Below are 21,494 nucleotides of genomic sequence, written 5' to 3' on the forward strand. Positions count from 1 at the left end.
GAATCTTCAATGAAAACGGCTTCCTTGCGGAAGCCGCGAGTCAGAAGCAACGCAGCAATCAAACGGACAGGCGTGCGTTGCGCCGGGCCATGAGGCCGACGAGCGCAAGACCGGCCAGCATCATGGCATAGGTTTTGGCTTCGGGGACTGCCAGTGCAATGTACCCGTCCGCCGCGTACTTTAGATCGCCCGAAGCCACGCTGTTGCCCATCACGCTGGTGATCGGGTTCAGGAAGCTGGCGTCATAGGGGTTGTTCATTTGGAGCGTGAAGACCCCACCGCCCGATACGATCGTTGGGGGCTGGTACACGGCGGCATTGAAGCTCGTGACGGCTATCGTGATATTGGTCACCCCCAGCGAGAAGCCAGGGTCGGCAACCCCTGTCCCCCCGATGATGTTGCCGGTCAGAATCGCGTCGCCATCGGTAAATCCGGTATCCGTATTGAAGCTGCGGTTCGGGTTGGTATCCAGATAAATCGCGAAACTGCCACCCGTGACGCTGATCGCGCCGGCGGCCGTCACGCTCTCGGTAAAGCTGGCCACCGCGGTCAATTCATAAGTCGAATTGAGATTGGGCGCTGCCGCTACCGTTCCGGCCAGTTCATGGTTGGTGATGAAGGATTGGTAAAACCCATTGAAGCTTGAAACCAGGCTGGGCCCCGACCCTGTCGTTCCGGTTGATTTCAGGAGCACGACGCCGGACCCCGCGTCATAGGTGTCGAACGGACCGACAACGTCCTCATCCCCACTGCTGCCTGGGGCCTGCGTGTAATCGGCCGTCCCCGCCCAATTGGATGCCGCCTGGGTGGTTTGCATTCCCATCCCGGATACGGCCAATAGTGCAACCGCCAAAACTCTCATGCGCCTCATGACACTCTCCTCCTCCAACATCACGCTGCTAGGCCATTTCATCGCGTACATGAAATGGAATGGGGGCACATTCTATTTATTGTTCATTGTGCCCCCAGCCGTTTACGCAAAATACGTACCATGCATATGAAAGCTTCATACCATACTGTTTACCCGATGTTTTTTATCCGGAATCAACCATCCATTAATTCATTTGGTTTGAAGTGTAAAGAAAACCGACAGTCACGACATACCGATTTCATATAGATGGAATAGCTAGATGGGATTTGATCAGCATTCCGTGGGCCTTCGCATGAAAAAACGGCCTCGCGAGGGAGGCCGTTTACATAAAAGAGTCCAACGCTCAGATCGCGATGCGGCCCTTGCGCCACCCCATGAAGCCAATCAGCGCCAAGCCAGCGATGAACAAGGCATACGCCTGCGGTTCCGGCACGGGCGTCGTCACGATGGCCACACCGGCAAATTTTTTCTCGATGAAGGCTGCGCCACCGACTGACAGGCTGTTGGCCAGAAGGATGTTTTCGAGGGTGACGTTGACGCCGCTGACGATGCCGTCCGTTCCACCCCATCCGGCCGGAATCGCGACGTTTGCGTGCGAGGTCCAGTCGGTGGTCTCGAAATCCGCCAGGTTGGTTATGTCGGTCAGCGGGAGCGACGACTTGATTTTGCTGCTGGCGGCGGGTGCCAGGGGCGACTCCAGATCGCGCACATAGAGCTTGCCGCCGACGGCCACGCTGGAGCCTGCGCCGATGTTGTAGTAGTCGCCATCTTCGGTCAGGTTGACCGCCGATACCCGATAGCCAGGATTGGCATTGACCGTGATGTTGAAGGTCTGGCTGGCCGAGGCAAACCCGGTGCCGTTGAAAGACTGGGCCTTGTAGGTGGTGGGTGTGAAAAACAGCGCATCCCCCGTCGCCGTGGGAACGCCGAACAGCCCGCTGAGCGCGCTGTCAAAGGTGAAGCTGACCGTGGCGCCCATCACGGTGACCGGAACGGCCTGCACAGGCCCGCTCAGCATGGCAGCCGACAATGCCAGTGCGGCTGCGGTGCGTTTAAAGAATTTCATGATGCCTCCTCCAATTCGATTTTCAACATTGCGGTGTATCTCCCTATCGCCCGTCAGCCTGAGCCGAAACAATGCGCTTTTTTTATGTACGTTTTGTGTATGTTTCTTTAAGGGTGCTCGTACCGCTTTTCCTTCTCCAACCACCGAACGGGCTGACACCGGGTGGGGAGGTAAAAAACTGCAAAAAAACATCCGCTTAGTCGAAACGACTAAAGCAATATGCATGCCCATCGATCTTCCACTTACCGCACGCCCTTGTTTGCGTGCCGCTTTTCATGGATGCGGCAGGCACGCCTGCAATGGCACAAGCTCCATTGTAAAAAAGCCCGACAACGTAGCTTGCCTATAGGGATGACTTATCTATCTGCTACTTTTGCGGTATGCCCTTTGGAGTAGACAGTTATGCCGAACCGCTTTACTCAATCAAACGCATTCCCACCTGTCCGACAACGCCGCCAGCCGCCCAGGGGGGCCTTTTCCAGGAACGGGCCGGGGCGCCTCCGTGCTATGCTGAACGCCATTTTGGGGGAGAGGGTGTGTTCAAGATTCTGTTGCTGATTGCGATTGGCTTTGTCGTGCTGGCCTTGTTCCGTGCCTACCAGCGCTCGCTCGGCCAGCCGTCCTCATCCACGCGCGAAAAAACCGTCGAAGACATGGTGAAATGCGCGCATTGTGGCGTGAACCTGCCGCGCAGCGAGGCCATTTATTCCGGCGGCAATTTCTTCTGTACACCCGAACACCGGCAACTCGGCAAGAAATGAACGCAGCGGCAACGTCGATGCCGCGCCCGACCACGCCGGGCTATTTCGCTTCCCATTGGCGCAGTCTCGATTACTTCAACTTGTATCGCCTGACGCTGGCTGCGGCGCTGGTGTTCAGCGGCCTGTTGTTCAGCACGTCGGATCTGTTCCGCCAGAGCGCAAACGGGCGTTTTCAGAGTTACGCCTTTGCCTATCTGATGATCGCGGCATTGTTCGTGCTGGGTATCCGCGCGCGCTGGCCAGGATTCCAGATCCAGCTCACCGCCCACATCACAGCCGATATCGTGCTGTTCATGCTGATGATGTCGACCAGCGAGCAACTGGCAAGCGGATTGGGCCTGCTACTGGCGATTTCCATCGCTTCCGGCGGGCTGGTCGGAAGCGGACGCCTGACCCTGCTCTATGCCGCCATGGCATCGATCGCCGTTCTGCTGCAGCACGGCTTCAGCATTCTGGGCGGCAGCCAGGGGATGGACAGTTTTTTCCAGGTCGGTTTGCTATGCGCAGGATATTTCGCCATCGGCTTGCTGGCGCATGCACTGACCCTGCGCGCACTCCGTTCGGAAAGACTGGCGCAGCAGCAGGCGGGCGAACTGGCACTGCTGAACCGCATCAATGCCCTGGCCATCGAAAACTCGCCCGACGGGCTATTGGCAATACGCGGCGACGGCATCATACGACACGCCAGCCCACGCGCATTGGCACTGCTCGGTATCCCGGCAGCGGCGGTCCCGGGCGTCACCCGCCTGGAAGACTGTTCACCCGAGCTGGCGCGTATGTCGCAGCAGATGCAGCCCGGAACAACCTTCACCCTGAATACCGCGGCCGCGCAGTTGCGGGTGCGCTGCATCCCGCTGGAAACACCGGACGACAGCCGCGTGCTGGTACTGGAAGATCAAAGCCAGGCTGAACAGGCGGCCCAGCGGCTCAAGCTGGCTGCGCTGGGACGACTCACTGCCAACATCGCACACGAAATCCGCAACCCGCTGTCCGCCATCAGCCATGCTGCGCAACTGTTGGGGGAGGAAACGCACGATATCACTCAGGCTCGATTGACCGGGATCATCGAGAACAATGCACGCCGGCTCGATCGTCTGGTGGAAGAAGTGCTGACGCTCAATCGGCGCGATCGGCTTCATCCGGTCAGTTTCGATGCCGCAGCGCTCGGCCTATTGGTCGACGAATTGCGTCAGACTGAAGAAATCCCGGCAGACGCCGTCATAGTCGACATGCCCGACAGCCTGCATTTCCAGTTCGACCCTGACCATCTACGCCAGATCGTGTGGAATCTCATGCGCAACGCCTGGCGTTTCAGCCGCAAGCAGGCGGGCAGCATCCGCATCGGCGCTCAGATGCAGGGGAGTAACATGCAGATCGAGATCGGTGACGATGGACCCGGCGTGGCTTCGGAACACCAGGACAAGCTTTTCGAGCCCTTCTTCACCACGGATGCGCAGGGTACCGGATTGGGCCTGTTCCTGGCGCGCGAACTGGCCGAAGCCAACCATGCGGCGCTGAGCTACGTTCCCGGCAATGGCGGCGCGCGTTTCCGCCTCGCCCTGCGCGGAGGCGGATGATCATGGCAACCTCTCCACGCATTCTGCTGGTTGACGACGAGCCTGATCTGCTCGATCTGATGGAATTGACCTTGGTCAAGATGGGGCTGGAAACCGATCGCGCCGTCAGCGTTGCCGAGGCGCAGGCCCGACTGCGGCAGACACATTACGATCTCTGCCTGACCGATATGCGACTGACCGATGGCGAAGGGCTGGACGTGATTGCCTGCGCCAGCGCACTGGCCCTACCGGTCCCGGTGGCCGTCATCACCGCTTACGGCAATGCCGGCAACGCCGTCGCCGCGCTGAAAGCGGGCGCATTCGATTATCTGGCCAAACCGGTGGCGCTCGACCAGCTGCGTACCCTGGTCAAATCCGCGCTAGCGATTCCCGAATCCACGCAGGCAGACGACCCAACCCGAGAACTGATCGGTCAATCGGTCGTCATGCAGGACATCCGCGCACGCATTGCCAAACTCGCACGGACCCAGGCGCCGGTGCATATCGCAGGCGAATCGGGCAGCGGCAAGGAACTCGCGGCACGCCTGATCCATCGTCTCGGCAACCGGTCCGGCAAGCCCTTCGTCGCGGTCAACTGCGGTGCGATTCCCGAAACACTGATGGAAAGCGAATTTTTCGGCTATCGAAAAGGCGCGTTCACGGGGGCCGTCGCCGACCGCGACGGCTTCTTTCAGGCAGCCAACGGCGGCACCCTGTTTCTCGACGAGGTGGCCGATCTGCCTTTGTCGATGCAGGTGAAGCTGCTGCGCGTGCTGCAGGAAAAGAAAGTACGCAAGGTCGGTGCCACGACCGAGGAGCCCATCGACGTCCGCATCGTGAGCGCCACGCACCAGAATTTGTCCGCGCTCGTGGAAACAGGTCGCTTTCGCCAGGACCTGTATTACCGGCTGAATGTGATCGATCTCGTCATGCCGAGCTTGCGCGACCGCGCCAAAGACATCCCGGAAATGGCGCGTTTTCTGCTCGACAAGCTGGGGGGGGCCGACGTCAAGCTGGATCGCGATGCGGAACAGGCGCTCTGTGCCTATGCCTTCCCTGGCAACGTACGTGAACTGGAAAACACGCTGGAGCGCGCGCTTGCGCTGTGCGAAGGTCAGCACATCAACGCCGCCGACCTCAACCTGACACCGCCCACCCTGCCCGCAACCGGAACCGCGCCCGGCAGCAAATATCCTCTGCAGGACTATCTCGACCAGATGGAACGCACCGCTATTCTCGAAGCACTGGAACAGACACGCTACAACAAGACTGCCGCTGCCCGCCTGCTCGGCGTCACTTTCCGCAGCCTGCGCTACCGGCTCGAACGGCTGGGAATCGAATAGGGCAAGGCAAATCGCTCGCCATCCCGACATACGTTAAAAGACCCGCGCTCGGCGGGTCTTTTAACGTATGTGGTGCCGCTTGTCGGAATCGAACTGACGACCTACCGCTTACAAGGCGGTTGCTCTACCAACTGAGCTAAAGCGGCGACGGGCGACATTATAGCGATGCCGCGCGCCTTGAGCGATTACTTGACGACTTTGAGCGAGGGCTTGCCTCTGGGCGGAGCGGATGATTCGTCCGCTACGGGCGGCGGCGTCTGCTCGGGCGGCCCGGGCGCATCGACCGGCTCGAAATGCAGGCCTTGCCCATTCTCGCGCGCGAAGATGGCCGCGACCCGATCTACCGGAATGGATATTTCATGCGAAACACCGCCGAAGCGCGCGGAAAACTGGATCCAGTCATTCTCCAGCGTGAGATTACGGGTAGCACCGGCGCTGACGTTCAGCACGATCTGGCCATCCTTGACGAAACCAAGCGGTACGCGCGTGCGCGCATCGACCGACACCAGCAGCTGCGGCGTATAGCCCGAGTCCGTGCACCATTCGTACAGTGCGCGGATCAGGTACGGTTTGGTTGAAATCTCAGCCACCTGCGCTGCCCTTAGTCCCTTCTCCGCTTACTTGCGCAACGCCTTTTCGGTGGGCGTCAGCGCATTGATGAAGGCCGGGCGGCTGAACAGGCGTTCGCGGTACTTGAGCACCGGCGCAGCCACCTTTGGCAACTCGATGCCATAGTGCTCGAGGCGCCACAGCAGCGGGGCAATGGCGACGTCCAGCATGGAGAACTCGTCGTTCATCAGGTATTTCTGTTTGGTAAGGATGGGCGTGAGTTGCGACAGGCTGTCGCGGATTTCCTGGCGCGCCTTGTCCGAGGCCTTGCCGAGGCTGTGTTCCAGCGTATTGACGTGGGTGAACAGGTCGTGCTCGAAATTGAACAGCACCAGACGGGCGCGGGCACGCATGACCGGATCCGGCGGCATCAGCTGCGGATGGGGAAAACGCTCGTCGATGTATTCGTTGATGATGTTGGATTCGGTCAGGATCAGGTCGCGTTCGACCAGCACCGGCATCTTGCCGCTCGGGCTGATGCTGGCGATTTCTTCCGGCTTGTTGTGCATGTCCACATCGATGACTTCGAAATCCATGTCCTTTTCGAACAGGACGATGCGGCAGCGATGGCTGTACGGGTCGGTACTGCCGGAATACAGGGTCATCATGGCGGGGGCTCCCTCTCGTGTTGCACGTATTGCGTGTGTTTAAGGCTTAAAACGCCAACAGCCGGACACAGTCCGGCTGTTGGCGAACGGCTAGGCCGGGTTCAGTGAACGTCTTTCCAGAACTCTTTCTTCAGGTAATAGGCCACCACGAAGAAGAATGCCAGGAAGGCCAGGACGAATAGTCCGAGCTGCTTCCGTTCGAGCTGGGCGGGCTCGCCCATCCACGTCAGGTAGTTGACCAGATCGCCGACCATGGCGTCGTATTCGGCCAGAGTCACGCTGCCGGGCTTGGCCAACTCGAGGCGTTCGATAACTTCATGCTCGCCTTCCTTCTTCATGACCGGAACCATCTCACCTTGCAGGCTCCACAGCACGTGCGGCATCGCCACCTTGGGGAACACGACGTTGTTCCAGCCGGTGGGACGGGTATCGTCACGATAGAAGCCGCGCAGATAGGTGTACAACCAGTCGGAGCCGCGTGCGCGGGCGATCACGCTGAGGTCGGGCGGAGCAGAGCCAAACCAGTTTTTGGCCTCTTTCTTGTCCATGCCAACTGTCATGGTCTCGCCGGGCTTCTCGGCCGCGAACATCAGATTTTCTTTGATCTGATCTTCGGTCAGCCCAAGATCCTGCATGCGCGAATAACGCATGGAGACAGCGCTGTGACAGTTGAGGCAATAGTTCACAAACATGCGTGCGCCGCGTTGCAGGGATGCCTGGTCGGACAGGTTGACAGGCGCCTTGTCCAGACGCGGCCCCTCCTCGGAGGCAACAGCGATGACGGGCACCGCCATCAGCAGGAAAAGAAAATTTTTCAAGCGTTTCATTTAGCCAGTCACCCTTTCCGGTTCCGGTTTGGTTTTGTCAATCGAGGTATACCAGGGCATCAACAGGAAAAACAGGAAGTAAATCACTGAGAAGGTCTGGGCAATAATCGTCGCCACCGGAGAGGGCGGCAGCAGGCCAAGGTAGCCGAGGCCCACGAAGGACACGATGAACAGGGCCAGCATGATCTTGTAGATCGGGCCACGGTAGCGAATCGACTTGACCTTGCCGCGGTCCAGCCACGGCAGGAAGAAGATCAGCACGATCGACATGCCCATCGCCACGACGCCGGGGAACTGGGAGCCGAACATCGGCGGCACCGCGCGCAGAATGGCGTAGAACGGCGTGAAGTACCACAGCGGCGCGATGTGCGGCGGCGTTTTCAGCGGATCGGCCGGGATGAAGTTGTTGGCTTCCAGAAAATAGCCGCCCATGGTGGGACCGAAGAACACGATTGCCGAGAAGACCATCAGGAAGACGATCACGCCGACGATGTCCTTCACCGTGTAATACGGGTGGAAGGGAATGCCATCGAGCGGGATGCCGTTGGCGTCCTTCTTCTTCTTGATCTCGATGCCGTCGGGGTTGTTCGAGCCGACTTCATGCAATGCCACCAGGTGCACCGCTACCAGCGCGATCAGCACCAGCGGCAGGGCGATGACGTGGAACGCGAAGAAGCGGTTCAGGGTGGCGTCCGAAATCACGTAGTCGCCGCGAATCCAGATCGACAGGTCGTCGCCGATGAACGGCACCGCAGCGAACAGGTTGACGATCACCTGCGCGCCCCAGTATGACATCTGGCCCCACGGCAACAGGTAGCCGAGGAAGGCTTCGGCCATCAGCGCCAGATAGATCAGCACGCCGAAGATCCAGATCAGTTCGCGCGGCTTGCGGTAGGAACCGTACATCAGGCCGCGGAACATGTGCAGGTAGACGACGACGAAGAACATCGAGGCGCCGGTGGAATGCATGTAGCGGATCAGCCAGCCCCAGTCGACGTCGCGCATGATGTACTCGACGGATGCGAAGGCGAGCATCGAATCCGGCTTGTAGTTCATGGTGAGGAAAATGCCGGTGACGATCTGCATCACCAGCACCAGCAGCGCCAGAGAGCCGAAGAAATACCAGAAGTTGAAGTTTTTGGGCGCGTAGTACTCGGACAGATGCGCCTTGTAGGTGGCGGTGAGAGGGAAGCGGTCATCGACCCAACCCATCATTTTTTGCAGGGCAGACATTCTTTTAGGCTCCTTTTGCGTCCACACCGATCTGTATCTTGCCGGCACTGAGGTATTGATGAGGCGGGATCACCAGATTGGTCGGGGCCGGCACGTTCTTGAACACACGGGCCGCCAGGTCGAAACGCGAACCGTGGCAGGGGCAGAAGAAGCCGCCCGGCCAGTCGGCGCCGAGATCGGCGGCACCGACTTCCTTGCGATAGGTAGGCGAGCAGCCAAGGTGGGTGCAGATGCCCACGGCCACCAGGAATTCCGGCTTGATCGAGCGCGTGGCATTCTTGCAGTAGGGAGGTTGCTGCGGCTGCTCGCTGTTCGGGTCGACCAGCTTGTCGGTGTGCTTGGCCATCAGATCGAGCATTTCCTTGGTGCGATTGACGACCCACACCGGTTTGCCGCGCCATTCAGCCGTCAACAGCATACCAGGCTCAATTTTGCTGATATCCACCTCAACCGGCGCGCCTGCAGCCTTGGCGCGCGCGCTTGGCAGCATGCTCATCACCAGCGGCACAGCCACTCCCGCCACGGCAACCCCTCCAACGGCGCTGGTCGCGGCGATCAGGAATTTTCGTTTACGTGTGTCCACTTTTTGCCCATCGGCTTCCTGGCTCATGTTTCCCTAACCTGAACGTGTTGCGATAAAACCGGCATTCTAACCAAATTGCCACCCTCACCGGAAGCCCGTCGCAGCAAAGACTCAATCGCCACTCACGCTGGGCTATAATCATCCCGCTGAAAAATTACGCCAAGTCTCTGAATTTAATCGAAATGCATATACGAAAATTCTGGTTGCTCTTCGCTCAAACCACTACCGTGGCACTGGGCGTATTGTTCATCATTGCCCTGTTCAAACCTGAACTTCTGCGCTGGCAGACACAAGCGCCGAGCCTGACCATCCAGCAGGCCACGCAACCCGCCAGCCGTACGCTCACGCCCGTCGAATCCTTTGCCCCGGCGGCACAGAAAGTGATCCCGGCGGTGGTTAACGTCTTCACGCAGCAAAAAGTCAGCAGTCCGGCCCACCCTGCCCTGCAGGATCCGATTTTCCGGTACTTCTTTGGCGATCGGCTGGATGCGCGCCCACGCGAAGTATCCAATCTGGGATCGGGCGTGATCATCAGTCCAAACGGCTACATTCTCACCAATCAGCACGTCGTCGAAGCCGCCGACGAAATCCAGGTGGCCTTGGCCAACGGCAAGACCGTACCCGCCCGCGTGGTCGGCTCCGATCCGGAGACCGATCTGGCGGTGCTGAAAATCGATGCCAGCGACCTGCCGGCGATCACCTTTGCCGAACCCGACAGCCTCGAAGTGGGCGACTGGGTGCTGGCAGTCGGCAATCCGTTCGGTGTCGGCCAGACCGTCACTGCCGGCATCGTCAGCGCGCTCGGACGCACCCATCTGGGCATCAACACGTTCGAGAACTTCATCCAGACGGACGCCGCCATCAACCCCGGCAACTCGGGCGGTGCACTGGTCGATGCGTCCGGCAATCTGGTCGGGATCAACAGCGCAATCTATTCGCGTACCGGCGGTTCGCAAGGCATCGGCTTCGCCATTCCGGTCAGCATCGCCCGCAAGGTGATGGAGCAGATCATCAAATCAGGAAGCGTGACGCGTGGCTGGGTCGGCGTCGAGGTACAGGATCTGAGCCCCGAACTGGCTGAATCGTTCAGCCTGAAAAGCGCGGAAGGTGCCTTGATCGCCGGCGTGCTGAAAGGAGGACCGGCCGACGTCGGCGGCATCCGTCCAGGCGACATCCTGCTGGCCGTCAACGGCCGCGCGGTGGTCGACTCCGCATCGCTGCTCAATCTGATTGCCGCGCTGAAACCGGGCGAAGACGCACAACTGACCCTCGCACGCAAACAGCAGACCTTGAATCTGAAAATCCAGGTCGGCCGGCGCCACATGCAGCGCACGGTGGAATCGACGCAGGCGCCCGAGCCCGAGATCAACTAGTCCGGCTGGATACGCGCCAGCACGCGCGTACGCGTAGGATAGGCGTACGGGTCCTGCTCCATGGCCGGCAGGCGCCACCGCGCGGCACGGCGCGCCTGCTGATTCAAAACGGGATCCTGTACGCGCAGGCTGGCCAGGATGAGCACGTCGGAGGGTGAATACAGCGCGCCGTCGTCCAGCACCGGTTCGGCCTGCAAGGTCGCCAGCAAGGGCTGTGCCTCGCGCTTCCAGCCCTCCGCATGCCAGAACAAGCGCCAGGCAGTATGGGCAAGCTGCCGGGCCCGTTCGCGCGATTGTGCGTTGCCCGTGGCATCGGCATGGTCGAGCAGACCCTGCACCACATAGGCGTAATCCTCCAGCTCCGCATCCGGCAGGACCTGGCCATGCGCCATCGCTTTCACCAGCCGGCCGTCCCTGGCCAGCCGCGTCAAGAGGAAATGCTGCAAGCGGTCGGCCTCCCGGCGGTAGCCCGGATCGAGCCGGCTGGCCTGGCTGAACGCCGACAACGCGAGACCGTTCAGCCCGGCGTTCAACTTGTCGTCCTTGGGCAGGCTGCGCATGCGCCTCACGGGATACAGGATATGCGCGGCTTCGGCCAGCAACGAGCGTTCGTCCGCCGTGGGGGGAACATATTCCGCAGGCAGGTAGCCCGCATCGAAACTGCGCGGCGCATCGAGGCGCCACACCCGGTGCGCGGCCGCGTACACCGCTGGCGGCAGGCGCCGTTTCAGCTCATCGGGCGTCCATAGATACGTGGCGCCTTCGCGCCCGGCCGCGTCGACCGCCGACGTGCTGCTGTAGAAGCCGCCACGCGCATCCCGCAATTCATCCTGCATGAACCCGAGCGCACTGCGGGCGACCTCGCGATAACGGGGTTGTTCCAATACCGTCGCGGCGCGCAGATACAGCACGGCCAGTTGCGCATTGTCGTAGAGCATTTTCTCGAAATGCGGCGTGTCCCAGTCGGGATCGACGGTATAGCGGAAAAACCCGCCGCCAATATGGTCCCGCATGCCGCGCGCCGCCATCTGGTCGAATGTCAGACGCAAGAATTCGCCCAGCCTGGCGTCAGGTTGCTGCGCCTGGCGATCCAGCAAGGCGCTCAACTGCGGTGCCATGGGAAATTTGCTGACCTGCCCAAAACCGCCATGCAGACTGTCGGCCTCCTGCCACACACCGGTCATGAAGCGTTCCCAGGCCTGTTCGCTCCGCGCAGCCGTCAGCGGTGCGTCTGCTGGCGGCTGCGCTGGCGGCGGCGCAACCAGCGAAGCCAGCCGACGAATGCCGGCCCGGTCCGATTTCCAGCGTGCCGAAAGCTGGGTCAACAGCGTGCGGAATGCGTCGGGAGGCGCATACAAGACCGTGAACGCCGGATAGCCTTCCGGCGTCACGAAGGCATTCAGAGGCCAGCCCGCCGCGCCCTGAAGACGAGCGGAAAATGTTTGCAGGGCATCGTCGAGTCCGGTGTTGAGCTCACGATCGACCTTGACCGGGATGAAGTCGCGGTTGAGCAAGGCCGCAATCTGCGAGTTCTTGTAGCTCTCGCGCTGCATGACATGGCACCAGTGACAGGCGAAATAGCCGACCGAAACGAACAGCAGCTTGTTTTCCTGTCGCGCACGCGCAATCGTGGCGGCATTCCATTCCTGCCAGGCCACCGGATCGTGTCCATGCAAAGCCAGATAGGGAGACGGATGATCGGCGAGTCGATTGACCAGCGGGGCTGCGCTCGCCTGTGCGGGCAACAGCAGGAACAGCATCAGGACGGCAAGAACGGTTTCGCGCTTAAACCCGAACATAGGTCCAGCCTTGCTGGAGCCGGGAAATGATTTCGCCGATGGCAGTGGGGGCCGTCCGGGTGGCAGGCAGCAACTCCACTTTTTGGCCCTCGCTGGTGAAACGGGCAATCGTCTGGCCGCACGCCACCCACTGCAGGTTTGCGTGGTGCTGCCTCATGCGTGCGATACGTTCTGCGTAGGGACTATGACCGGCGCGCAGAAGCTCGAGGCCATGGCTGTTGGCTATGACCTCGAGCTGCATGGCACGCCCCTGCCGGTCCGCGTCGTCCAGCAGCTGGTCGGCCCGATCCAGCGCCGCGCGCATCTTCTCCGGTGCCGCACTGTCGATATGCAGGATGATGCGATTGGGATCGGCTTCGCGCGCCAGGCTGACCGTCCGATACCCATCCGGAACCGCAGCAGGCTGTGTGACGCCTGCCTGCTGCCACGCCAGTCCACGCAAAGCCCAGCCACTGCTCAAGCCGACGAGCAGAACGAGGCAGCCGAATGCGCAGCGTTGCATCAACTGCCGGCGATGAACGGGCGGCCGAGCGTCGATGACCGGCGGCTCGGCGTACGCCAGCTTGACCATGCTGCGCAGGCTGCGCAACGCACAGACGCGCTGCGCCAACACTGGGTCTTGCTGCATCCGCGCGATCAGCGTTTCGCTCTCGGCCACATCAAGTTCGCCATCGATGAAGGCATGCAGAATCTCATCCGAAACAGCGGATTTCATTTGACCCTCCTCAATTGCGGCTGGGCTGCCGGCTGCCGCATTGCAGGCCCCAGCAGGCTTTTCAGGGATGCGCGCGCACGCGACAGACGGCTCATCACAGTACCGACCGGGATGTCCAGGATCCCGGCCACTTCGGCATAGCTGAACTCTTCCAGATCGACCAGCGTCAGAACCTGACGCTGTCCGAGCGGCAGGCGTTCCACGGCCTTGCGTACGCAGGTGATCACCTGTTCGCGATCGCAACAGGCATCGGGAGTGTCTGCCGTGGATTCGAGTTCGTCCTGCCAGTCCTCGACATCGTCAAAGTCGCGCCGGCTGCGCAAGTGATCGAGCCAGCAGTGGTTCATGATCGACACCATCCATGCCTTCAGGGACGATTCGTCGCGCAACTGGCCGCGCCGCGTCCAGCCCTTGGAAAGGGCTTCCTGAACCAGATCGTCAGCCAGCGCGGCGTCATGGCACCAGGCGAAGGCGATTCGGTAGAGCACCGGGCGCAAGGCTTCGATACCGGGGCGAGGCGGGCCAAAAAGAAGACGACTGAGCATGATCATGTCCGGTTGACGGGAAAGATAGTCCTTTTATTCCAGAAAAAAGCGCGCTCCGGAATGGAATAAGCGTTCCAGTAGGTCCGTCCTATCTACAGGCTTACCCAATAAAGCCGGTTTATTCATATCAACTCAGGAGACCTCTATGACCCGCGTTCTCACCCCGCTGCTTGCCGCCCTGTTTCTGGCTTGCGCTCCGATGGCTCACGCCGCTCCCCAGGCTGAAGCCGCCGCCCCAGCCGCCTCCGACGAGGCAAAAGTCGTCTACCACATCAATGATGCCTCCGTCGCCCGTGCCGCCATGAACAATATCAACAACGAGCTCAACGCCAGCCCGACCGACAAGATCGTCGTGGTGGCTCACGGTAAAGGTATCGATTTCCTGCTCAACGACGCCAAGGATGACAAGGGCGCTTTTGAATCCCAGGTCGCCGCGCTGAAGAATCGCGGCGTTGATTTCCGCGTCTGCAACAACACCCTCATGTCCCGCAAACTGGGCCCGGACGCGGTCATCATGGAAGCCAAGGTGGTACCGTCCGGTGTGGCTGAACTTGCCCGTTTGCAGGCCAAGGAAGGTTACGTCTACATCAAGCCCTGATCCTTGCCCGGAACCGCCGGTTACGGCGGTCCATCCAGGGTGTCAGCCGATTTCGAGAATAATTCCACGAGATTCACGGTTGTCTCCTCCTGCAGCGGCCGGCCGGCCGCTTTTTTTTATTCCGCGCGGATGAAGTGCTCGCGGTAGTACTTCATCTCGTCGATGGATTCGTAGATATCGGCCAGTGCTTCGTGCCTGTTGGATTTCTTGAAGGCTTCGGACAGTCCTGGCCGCCAGCGCTTGGCCAGCTCCTTCAAGGTGCTGACGTCCAGGTTGCGGTAATGGAAGAACGCTTCCAGTTGCGGCATATAGCGCGCCATGAAGCGGCGGTCCTGGCAAATCGAGTTGCCGCACATCGGCGAGGTTCGAGCCGGCACATGCTGCTTCACGAATTCCAGCATCTGCGCCTCGACCTCGGCTTCGTTCAGTTGCGAGGCCTTGACGCGGTCGATCAGCCCGGACTTTCCATGCGTGCCCTTGTTCCAGCTGTCCATGGCATCCATCACCTCGTCGGGCTGGTGCACGACCAGCACCGGACCCTCGGCCACGGTATTGAGGTCGGCATCGGTCACGACGATGGCAAGTTCGATGATGCGGTCGGTATCGGGCAACAGGCCGGTCATTTCCATGTCGAGCCAGAGCAGATGCGTGGGGTTCAGGGCCATATCAACGTTCCTTCGAAAAACAGGCCGCTATTTTCGCACACGATGCATTCCGCGCTGGCGCAATTGCAGGCCAGTGACGATAATGGTCGGATAAGCAAGAGGAGATCCCCATGAAAATCGTGACCGCACTCATCTGTGGCGCCCTGCTGGCCGGCGGCGTCCACGCCGCGCCTTTTGCCAAGGGCGACCCCAAGATCGGCAAGGCCCTGCACGACAAGGCCTGCACCAGCTGCCATGTCAGCATGTACGGCGACGACGGCAGCAAGATCTACACACGCGCCGACCGCAAGGTCAAAACCCCGCAGCAACTCGCCGCCCGCATTTCCGGTTGCAATGCCAACACCGGCGCTGGCTGGTTCCCGGAGGACGAGGCGCACGTCGGCGCCTACCTCAATCAGCAATATTACAAATTCAAGTAAGGATGCCTGTCATGACCACTATTGTCGAAGAACTCGTCCGCAAGAAATGCGCGCCCTGCGAAGGCGGAGTCGCGCCGCTGACCGATGCGCAGATTGCGCCCTTCTTGAAGGGCCTTGCCGGCTGGCAGCGAGACGGTATCAAGATCGCCAAGGAATACACGTTCAAGAATCACTACCATGCCCAGGCTTTCACCAATGCCGTAATGTGGGTATCGCACCGCGAAGATCACCATCCCTACCTGCTCGTCGGCTATAACACCGTCAAGGTCGAATTCTGGACCCATGCCATCGGGGGTCTCTCCGAGAATGATTTCATCTGCGCAGCCAAGGTCGATAGCCTGCTGGAACTGTGAACATCAAGATGTGCGCACTTTCATCCGTTTAGCCTCCAGCTTGTCCAACGGAGTATCGACGCAACCATGAACCGGGTGGAAATCATCGGCGCTCATGCCATGTGGGAACAGCGCTTGGCCGCATTTCTTGCCGGCAGCAGCGCGGAGCCCCTCGACCCTGATGCAATCGCCTGGATGATCGTTGCACCCTCGGACAGGGGATATACGGCGCGGACAAAACCATGTCCGAACTGTCCCGATACGAGGAGGTACGCGGCTTGCATGCCCAGTTCCACCCATACACAGCGGACATGGTGAACCTGCATCCGAACGGGAATGCGACCGAGGCCGAAAAGCGTCTGCAAGACGAGCATTCCAGACTCTCCGAGAAACGCAAACACCGGCTGATCGGCCTGTCCAGTCAGGTCAGGGCGGCCGGTAACGGAACCTCCCCATTCTGAACACTCTGACCGGCCAGGTCACTGCCGCATTCAGTCGCCGCTTCATCGTCGCAACCCCCGACGGCGACCTGCCCTGCCAGGTTAAAGGCCGCCACCTGCGCGTGGTCTGCGGCGACCGCGTCGACGTCCGGCGCGATGGCGATGCAGGCGTGATCGAGACGGTGCATCCGCGTGCCAGCCTGCTGTATCGCTCCGACGCCTTCAAATCCAAGGCCATCGCCGCCAACGTCACGCAGCTGGCCGTGGTGGTTGCAGCGCGTCCGAGCTTCTCGATGGAACTGGTGCAGCGCTGCATCCTTGCCGCCGAAGACCAGGGCATCGCCAGCCTGCTGATTCTCAACAAGGCAGACCTGCCGGAAACACCGGCCGCACGCGAACGCCTGACGCTGCTCACCCGCGTCGGCTACCCGCTCGTCACATTATCGGCGCTGACCGATGTCGCACCGCTACGGCCGGCCTTGCAGGGCCATACCACTCTGCTGATCGGCCAGTCCGGGATGGGAAAATCGACCCTGATCAATGCGCTCTTTCCCGATGCCGAGGCGGTCACCGCCGAGTATTCCGAAGCGCTCGACAGCGGACGCCACACGACCACCCATACCCGTCTGCACCGTCTGGATGCCGATTCGGCTGTGGTCGATTCGCCTGGCCTACAGGAGTTTGCCCTGCAACATCTGGACGCCAGCGCCCTCGCGCACGCCTTCATCGAGTTCCGTCCATTTCTGGGGCTATGCCGGTTCCGTGACTGCAAGCACGAGTCCGAGCCAGGTTGCCGCCTTCTGGAAGCGGCGACGGCTGGCGAAATCGATCCGGCGCGGCTCAAGCTGTTCCAGACGCTGCGGCGCCTGCAGCAAAACGCCGCTCAGCGCCTATAAAACAAGCTCCTCCACCCGGCAAGGAGAGCGACCATGAAATCGCTTCTGATTGCGTTGGCAGGCCTATTTCTGGGCTTGTCCACCTCGGTGCTTGCTGCGGGAACGTGGGTGGCCACGCCCTATGCGCCCGCCAAGGTCGTGTTCGAGTTCTATCTGGACCACCCGCAGAAAATCGGCAGTGCGCTCTACTGGGTGCGTTCGCTGATGAACCCCTTGCTGGAGGCGCCTTACAACTATTCGCCCGAAGACCTGAGCCTCGTCGTCGTGATCCACGGCAACGAAATCGTGACGGTGGCGAAAAAGAACGAGGCGAAATACCAGGACGCGGTCGATCGCATGCGCTACTACGCCGGACTCGGGGTGAAGTTCAAGGTGTGCGGACAGGCGGCCGCGGACTTCGGCTACAAGGTGGAGGATTTCCAGGACTTCATCGAGGTCGTGCCCAATGCCATCACCGAGCTGGCACACTGGCAACAGCAAGGCTATGCGCTGATCGTGCCCAAGGTCATGGAAAAGACGATCGACATCGAGTCGATCCGCTAGCCAGCCTGGATGGACCGCTTACTCAGGCCAGTGCTTGATGTAGCGTTTCAACAGGCTGTTCTCGAAATTGGCTTCCTTGAGGCAGGCACGCGCCACGTCGTGAAAGGAAATGATGCCAAGCAGTTTGTTGCCGTCGAGAATCGGCAGGTGTCCGATATGCGACTTGGTCATCACATCCCGCGCATAGTCGACCGAGTCTTCGGCGTTGGCCACCACCGGTTCGGTCACCATGATGGTGCTGACCTCCGCGTCCTTAAGATTGCAGCCTTGCTTGACCATCCCCTGCACCACATCGCGTTCGGTCACGAGCCCCACCATCTCGCCGTTCTTGAGCACGACCAGCGAACCGACTCCCAGGCCCACCAGCTTGTCGACGGCGCTTGCGACTGAATCTGTAGGTGCGATGCTGTAGATGGTGTCACTCTTGAGGGTGAGAATTTCGCGAATCTGCATGGCGGTCTCCGGTTCGTCTGGATATTTGGTATAGGTTTGTTAATAATAGCAACGACGACGCATGGGTGGCTATGGCCTGACCAGGGCAGCTTCGACCTGCTGGCGTTTGTCGACTCCCACCAGCGTCTCGATCAGCGCAAGCGCGAAATCCATCGCCGTACCTGGCCCGCGCGAAGTCAGCACCTTGCCGTCCCGCACCACGGCCGCCGCGCTAACGGTCACGCCGGGCAAGCCATCGAGAAAACCGGGGTAGCTGGTGGCCTGCCTGCCATCAAGCACACCCGCTTCGGCGAGCACCATCGGGGCAGCACAAATGGCGGCGGTGTATTTCCCCGCTGCCGCCATGTCCTTCAGCAACTGGAGAATACGCGGGTCTGCCTTCAGATGGGCCGCGCCGGGCATACCGCCGGGCAGCACCACCATGTCGTAGTCGTCCTGCAAGGCGCGATCCAGCGTCAGATCCGGCACCAATTGCACGCCGCGGCTGGCCTTGACGACGCCGGGCTTGAGTCCGGCGCTCACCACTTCGATGCCGGCACGGCGCAACAAATCGATGATGGTGACGGCCTCAAGCTCTTCGCAGCCGTCCGCCAGCGGAACCAGGACTTTGGCCATATGCGCCTCCTGTTCGTCAGTCGCGGAAATTCTGGTACTGCAGCGGGAAGTCGGTGATGGTCTTCCGCACCAGCGCAATGGTGTCTTGCAGAATATCGCGCTTGGCACCCGACACGCGCACGGCGTCGCCCTGGATGCTGGCTTGCACCTTCAGCTTGCTGTCCTTGATGCATTTGACGATCTTCTTCGCCAGTTCGGTCTCGACGCCCGTCTTCACCGTCACGCTGCGCTTGACCTTGTTGCCCGAGACTTTCTCGACGCTGCCAATGTCCAGGCATTTCACGTCGACGCTACGCTTGGCGAGCTTTTGCGCGAGGATGTCCTGCACCTGGTCGAGCTGGAATTCGGTATCGGCGTAGACCGTCAGCACATAGTCGGCCTGTTCGACGCGAGCATCGGATCCCTTGAAATCGAAACGGGTGGACACTTCCTTGTTGACCTGGTCGACCGCGTTGCGCACTTCCTGTTTGTCGACCTCGGACACGATGTCAAAACTCGGCATGTTTACTCCTCAACATCCATCACAAATGACTGCGCCGGCAAACCCGACTCGTCATGGAATTCGGCCGCCGCCATCACACCCAGCCGCGCCACCGCCTCGGCATCGAGCGAAGGCGCGCGGTAGGCCGCGTACATCGCGCCCAGTGCATACGGGCTGCCGCTGCCATAGGCATAGAATTTCGAGAACTCCTGCACCGTGCGATGCGCCGCCACGCCGAATATGCCGCGCGGGTTGGCAATCAGCACGTCCATGCGGCTGGACTCCAGGTCTTCCTCCTTGTCCTCGCCTGTCTGCAGATAGTACTGCTCCTTGAGAACGCCGTGCAGGGCATTCCACACGCTGAAGATGCTGGCCACCGAGTCCAGCTGCGGCGGCTCTTCCAGCGAAGAAAAATAATCCGTCAGGATCAGCTTGAAGGTCGCCGATCCGGTGATCGCCACGAAGCTGTCGCCGACGTGAATGATCTTTTCGTGGTTCGCCACATAGGCGGCGGATTCCTTGCCGCCGCCCCATTTCGTCAGCGTGTCGGCCGCAATCGCGATACGACCGCCTTTCCTGACGACGGTGACGGTGGTCATGATTCAGCTCAGCCGAAGTGGCAGACGTAGTGATAGGGCTCGCCCGCCACCTCGATGTCGAAACTGGAATTGCCCGGCACCTTGAACGACTGGCCGGCGCCGTAGCGTGCCCACTCGCTCTCACCGGCCAGCTTGACGCGGCAGGCACCCGCCACGGTCTCCATGATTTCCGGCGCACCGGTGTTGAAAGTGAGCGTGGACGGCAGGATCACGCCGACCGATTTCTTGGTGCCATCTGCCAGCGTAATGCTGTGCGACACGCACTTGCCGTCGAAATAGACGTTGGCCTTGGAAACAACCGAGACATTGTCGAACTGGGACATGCTTATTTTCTCCGTGCGTCGAGTTTCGCTGCGATCCGCATGCGCAGCGCGTTGAGCTTGATGAAGCCGCCCGCGTCCTTCTGGTCGTAGGCGCCGGCGTCGTCCTCGAAGGTGGCGATGGTCGAGTCGAACAGCGAGTCGGTCTTCGAATCGCGGCCGACCACGATGACGTTGCCCTTGTAGAGCTTCAGCCGCACGCTGCCGTTGACGTGCTGCTGGGTATGGTCGATCAGCACCTGCAGGGCGCGGCGTTCGGGGCTCCACCAGTAGCCGTTGTAGATCAGGCTGGCGTAGCGCGGCATCAAATCATCTTTCAAATGCGCGACCTCGCGGTCGAGCGTGATCGATTCGATGGCGCGGTGCGCCTTCAACAGGATCGTGCCGCCGGGAGTTTCGTAGCAGCCGCGCGACTTCATGCCGACGTAACGGTTCTCCACCAGGTCGAGCCGGCCGATGCCGTGCTTGCCGCCGATCTCGTTGAGCTTCGCCAGCACTTCATGCGCCTTCATGGCCTGGCCGTTGATCGCGACGACGTCGCCTTTGGCGTAGGTCAGCTCGATGTATTCAGCCTGGTCGGGCGCCTTCTCCGGCGACACGGTCCAGCGCCACATGTCTTCCTCGGCTTCCGCATTGGGGTCTTCCAGATGGCGGCCTTCGTAGGAGATGTGCAGCAGGTTGGCGTCCATGGAGTACGGCGAACCGCCCTGGCGGTGCTTCATGTCGATGGGGATGCCGTGCGTTTCGGCGTAATTCAGCAGCTTCTCGCGGGAGAGCAGATCCCACTCGCGCCACGGGGCGATCACCTTGACGTCGGGCTTCAGCGCATAGGCGCCGAGTTCGAAGCGCACCTGGTCGTTGCCCTTGCCGGTGGCACCGTGGCAGATGGCGTCGGCGCCGGTTTCGTTGACGATCTCGATCAGGCGCTTGGCGATCAGCGGCCGCGCGATCGAGGTGCCGAGCAGGTATTCGCCTTCGTAGACGGTGTTGGCGCGGAACATCGGGAAGACGAAGTCATGCACGAATTCCTCGCGCAGGTCGTCGATGTAGATCTGCTCGGGCTTGATGCCGAACTGCAGCGCCTTGGCACGAGCCGGTTCCAGTTCTTCGCCCTGGCCGAGGTCGGCGGTGAAGGTGACCACCTCGCATTTATAGGTGTCCTGCAGCCATTTCAGGATGACCGAGGTGTCGAGGCCGCCGGAATAGGCGAGCACTACTTTCTTGATGTCGTTCATGGTGTGTGC

The 21,494-nt window shown here is 60.6% G+C and carries 27 protein-coding genes and 1 tRNA gene; 10 read left to right on the top strand and 18 right to left on the bottom strand.

The annotated features are described in order from the left end of the window. Window positions 1-58 precede the first annotated feature (58 nt). Together pepA and B058_RS0100210 are read right to left on the bottom strand one after the other, a co-directional pair. On the bottom strand, window positions 59-871 hold the full coding sequence (gene pepA / locus B058_RS0100205) for a flocculation-associated PEP-CTERM protein PepA (protein ID WP_040723319.1): 813 nt from the start codon (window positions 869-871) through the stop codon (window positions 59-61). A 343-nt stretch (window positions 872-1,214) separates the two neighbouring features. After that, window positions 1,215-1,937, bottom strand: a complete 723-nt coding sequence (locus B058_RS0100210; RefSeq protein WP_018506440.1) for a PEP-CTERM sorting domain-containing protein — start codon at window positions 1,935-1,937, stop codon at window positions 1,215-1,217. A gap of 536 nt (window positions 1,938-2,473) precedes the next feature. Here B058_RS0100210 and B058_RS0100215 point away from each other — a divergent pair. Genes B058_RS0100215 through B058_RS0100225 form a run of 3 tightly spaced genes read left to right on the top strand, consistent with a single transcriptional unit; the run spans window position 2,474 to window position 5,597 of the window. Next, a complete protein-coding gene (locus B058_RS0100215; protein ID WP_018506441.1) occupies window positions 2,474-2,698 on the top strand; it encodes a PP0621 family protein in 225 nt (74 codons plus the stop codon). Beyond that, complete coding sequence (locus tag B058_RS0100220) at window positions 2,695-4,275, top strand: two-component system sensor histidine kinase NtrB (protein ID WP_245539224.1); 1,581 nt, start codon at window positions 2,695-2,697, stop codon at window positions 4,273-4,275. The genes B058_RS0100215 and B058_RS0100220 overlap by 4 nt, the downstream gene beginning before the upstream one ends. A gap of 2 nt (window positions 4,276-4,277) precedes the next feature. Continuing rightward, window positions 4,278-5,597: a sigma-54-dependent transcriptional regulator gene (locus B058_RS0100225; protein ID WP_157265445.1), complete on the top strand. Its 1,320-nt coding sequence runs from the start codon at window positions 4,278-4,280 to the stop codon at window positions 5,595-5,597. Between the two features lie 70 nt (window positions 5,598-5,667). On the opposite strand, the gene B058_RS0100230 is transcribed toward B058_RS0100225, so the two are convergent. From B058_RS0100230 to petA, 6 genes are all read right to left on the bottom strand, one after another. Then, window positions 5,668-5,743: transfer RNA gene (locus B058_RS0100230), tRNA-Thr, on the bottom strand. Between the two features lie 39 nt (window positions 5,744-5,782). After that, a complete protein-coding gene (locus B058_RS0100235) occupies window positions 5,783-6,187 on the bottom strand; it encodes a ClpXP protease specificity-enhancing factor (RefSeq protein WP_018506444.1) in 405 nt (134 codons plus the stop codon). Between the two features lie 27 nt (window positions 6,188-6,214). Then, window positions 6,215-6,814, bottom strand: a complete 600-nt coding sequence (locus B058_RS0100240; RefSeq protein WP_018506445.1) for a glutathione S-transferase N-terminal domain-containing protein — start codon at window positions 6,812-6,814, stop codon at window positions 6,215-6,217. 101 nt (window positions 6,815-6,915) lie between these two features. Next, window positions 6,916-7,641: a cytochrome c1 gene (locus B058_RS0100245; RefSeq protein WP_018506446.1), complete on the bottom strand. Its 726-nt coding sequence runs from the start codon at window positions 7,639-7,641 to the stop codon at window positions 6,916-6,918. Then, the gene (locus B058_RS0100250) at window positions 7,642-8,874 is read right to left on the bottom strand and encodes a cytochrome b (protein ID WP_018506447.1); all 1,233 of its coding nucleotides are present in this window, start codon (window positions 8,872-8,874) and stop codon (window positions 7,642-7,644) included. Window positions 8,875-8,878: 4 nt separating this feature from the next. Continuing rightward, complete coding sequence (gene petA, locus B058_RS0100255) at window positions 8,879-9,484, bottom strand: ubiquinol-cytochrome c reductase iron-sulfur subunit (RefSeq protein ID WP_018506448.1); 606 nt, start codon at window positions 9,482-9,484, stop codon at window positions 8,879-8,881. Between the two features lie 155 nt (window positions 9,485-9,639). Between petA and B058_RS0100260 the strand changes: the two genes are divergently transcribed. Continuing rightward, window positions 9,640-10,830: a Do family serine endopeptidase gene (locus B058_RS0100260; protein WP_018506449.1), complete on the top strand. Its 1,191-nt coding sequence runs from the start codon at window positions 9,640-9,642 to the stop codon at window positions 10,828-10,830. On the opposite strand, the gene B058_RS0100265 is transcribed toward B058_RS0100260, so the two are convergent. Genes B058_RS0100265 through B058_RS0100275 form a run of 3 tightly spaced genes read right to left on the bottom strand, consistent with a single transcriptional unit; the run spans window position 10,827 to window position 13,889 of the window. Then, a complete protein-coding gene (locus B058_RS0100265; protein ID WP_018506450.1) occupies window positions 10,827-12,629 on the bottom strand; it encodes a thioredoxin domain-containing protein in 1,803 nt (600 codons plus the stop codon). The genes B058_RS0100260 and B058_RS0100265 overlap by 4 nt on opposite strands. Continuing rightward, window positions 12,616-13,344: a hypothetical protein gene (locus B058_RS0100270; RefSeq protein ID WP_018506451.1), complete on the bottom strand. Its 729-nt coding sequence runs from the start codon at window positions 13,342-13,344 to the stop codon at window positions 12,616-12,618. The genes B058_RS0100265 and B058_RS0100270 overlap by 14 nt, the downstream gene beginning before the upstream one ends. Further along, window positions 13,341-13,889 carry an RNA polymerase sigma factor gene (locus B058_RS0100275; protein WP_051082016.1) on the bottom strand — a complete coding sequence of 183 codons (549 nt, stop codon included), beginning with the start codon at window positions 13,887-13,889 and terminating at the stop codon, window positions 13,341-13,343. Before B058_RS0100275 ends, B058_RS0100270 begins: the two co-directional genes overlap by 4 nt. A gap of 145 nt (window positions 13,890-14,034) precedes the next feature. Between B058_RS0100275 and B058_RS0100280 the strand changes: the two genes are divergently transcribed. After that, window positions 14,035-14,487 carry a DsrE family protein gene (locus tag B058_RS0100280; protein WP_018506453.1) on the top strand — a complete coding sequence of 151 codons (453 nt, stop codon included), beginning with the start codon at window positions 14,035-14,037 and terminating at the stop codon, window positions 14,485-14,487. Between the two features lie 116 nt (window positions 14,488-14,603). Here the strand turns inward: B058_RS0100280 and orn are convergent, their stop codons facing one another. Further along, window positions 14,604-15,152, bottom strand: coding sequence for an oligoribonuclease (gene orn, locus B058_RS0100285; protein ID WP_018506454.1), 549 nt, complete (start codon window positions 15,150-15,152; stop codon window positions 14,604-14,606). A 110-nt stretch (window positions 15,153-15,262) separates the two neighbouring features. Between orn and B058_RS0100290 the strand changes: the two genes are divergently transcribed. The 5 genes from B058_RS0100290 to B058_RS0100310 all read left to right on the top strand — a co-directional run bounded on the left by B058_RS0100290 (window position 15,263) and on the right by B058_RS0100310 (window position 17,782). Further along, window positions 15,263-15,571, top strand: a complete 309-nt coding sequence (locus tag B058_RS0100290; protein WP_018506455.1) for a hypothetical protein — start codon at window positions 15,263-15,265, stop codon at window positions 15,569-15,571. An 11-nt stretch (window positions 15,572-15,582) separates the two neighbouring features. Beyond that, complete coding sequence (locus B058_RS0100295) at window positions 15,583-15,924, top strand: 4a-hydroxytetrahydrobiopterin dehydratase (protein ID WP_018506456.1); 342 nt, start codon at window positions 15,583-15,585, stop codon at window positions 15,922-15,924. A gap of 221 nt (window positions 15,925-16,145) precedes the next feature. Then, window positions 16,146-16,364 carry a hypothetical protein gene (locus B058_RS0100300; RefSeq protein WP_026240504.1) on the top strand — a complete coding sequence of 73 codons (219 nt, stop codon included), beginning with the start codon at window positions 16,146-16,148 and terminating at the stop codon, window positions 16,362-16,364. A 101-nt stretch (window positions 16,365-16,465) separates the two neighbouring features. After that, entirely contained in the window at window positions 16,466-17,239 is a 774-nt protein-coding gene (rsgA, locus tag B058_RS0100305; protein WP_245539225.1) for a ribosome small subunit-dependent GTPase A, read from the top strand. Window positions 17,240-17,272: 33 nt separating this feature from the next. After that, a complete protein-coding gene (locus B058_RS0100310; protein ID WP_018506460.1) occupies window positions 17,273-17,782 on the top strand; it encodes a DsrE family protein in 510 nt (169 codons plus the stop codon). A gap of 18 nt (window positions 17,783-17,800) precedes the next feature. On the opposite strand, the gene B058_RS0100315 is transcribed toward B058_RS0100310, so the two are convergent. The 6 genes from B058_RS0100315 to B058_RS0100340 all read right to left on the bottom strand — a co-directional run bounded on the left by B058_RS0100315 (window position 17,801) and on the right by B058_RS0100340 (window position 21,485). Then, window positions 17,801-18,235 (bottom strand): CBS domain-containing protein, encoded by a 435-nt coding sequence (locus tag B058_RS0100315; RefSeq protein WP_018506461.1) that lies wholly within the window; start codon window positions 18,233-18,235, stop codon window positions 17,801-17,803. Between the two features lie 69 nt (window positions 18,236-18,304). After that, entirely contained in the window at window positions 18,305-18,850 is a 546-nt protein-coding gene (locus B058_RS0100320; protein WP_018506462.1) for a DJ-1 family glyoxalase III, read from the bottom strand. 16 nt (window positions 18,851-18,866) lie between these two features. Continuing rightward, complete coding sequence (locus B058_RS0100325) at window positions 18,867-19,352, bottom strand: YajQ family cyclic di-GMP-binding protein (protein WP_018506463.1); 486 nt, start codon at window positions 19,350-19,352, stop codon at window positions 18,867-18,869. A gap of 2 nt (window positions 19,353-19,354) precedes the next feature. Then, window positions 19,355-19,930 (bottom strand): hypothetical protein, encoded by a 576-nt coding sequence (locus B058_RS0100330; protein ID WP_018506464.1) that lies wholly within the window; start codon window positions 19,928-19,930, stop codon window positions 19,355-19,357. Between the two features lie 8 nt (window positions 19,931-19,938). Next, window positions 19,939-20,253, bottom strand: coding sequence for a pyrimidine/purine nucleoside phosphorylase (gene ppnP / locus B058_RS0100335; protein WP_018506465.1), 315 nt, complete (start codon window positions 20,251-20,253; stop codon window positions 19,939-19,941). 2 nt (window positions 20,254-20,255) lie between these two features. Beyond that, window positions 20,256-21,485 carry an argininosuccinate synthase gene (locus tag B058_RS0100340; protein ID WP_018506466.1) on the bottom strand — a complete coding sequence of 410 codons (1,230 nt, stop codon included), beginning with the start codon at window positions 21,483-21,485 and terminating at the stop codon, window positions 20,256-20,258. Between the last annotated feature and the right edge of the window lie 9 nt (window positions 21,486-21,494).

Source organism: Thiobacillus thioparus DSM 505 (assembly GCF_000373385.1).
Lineage (GTDB): Bacteria > Pseudomonadota > Gammaproteobacteria > Burkholderiales > Thiobacillaceae > Thiobacillus > Thiobacillus thioparus.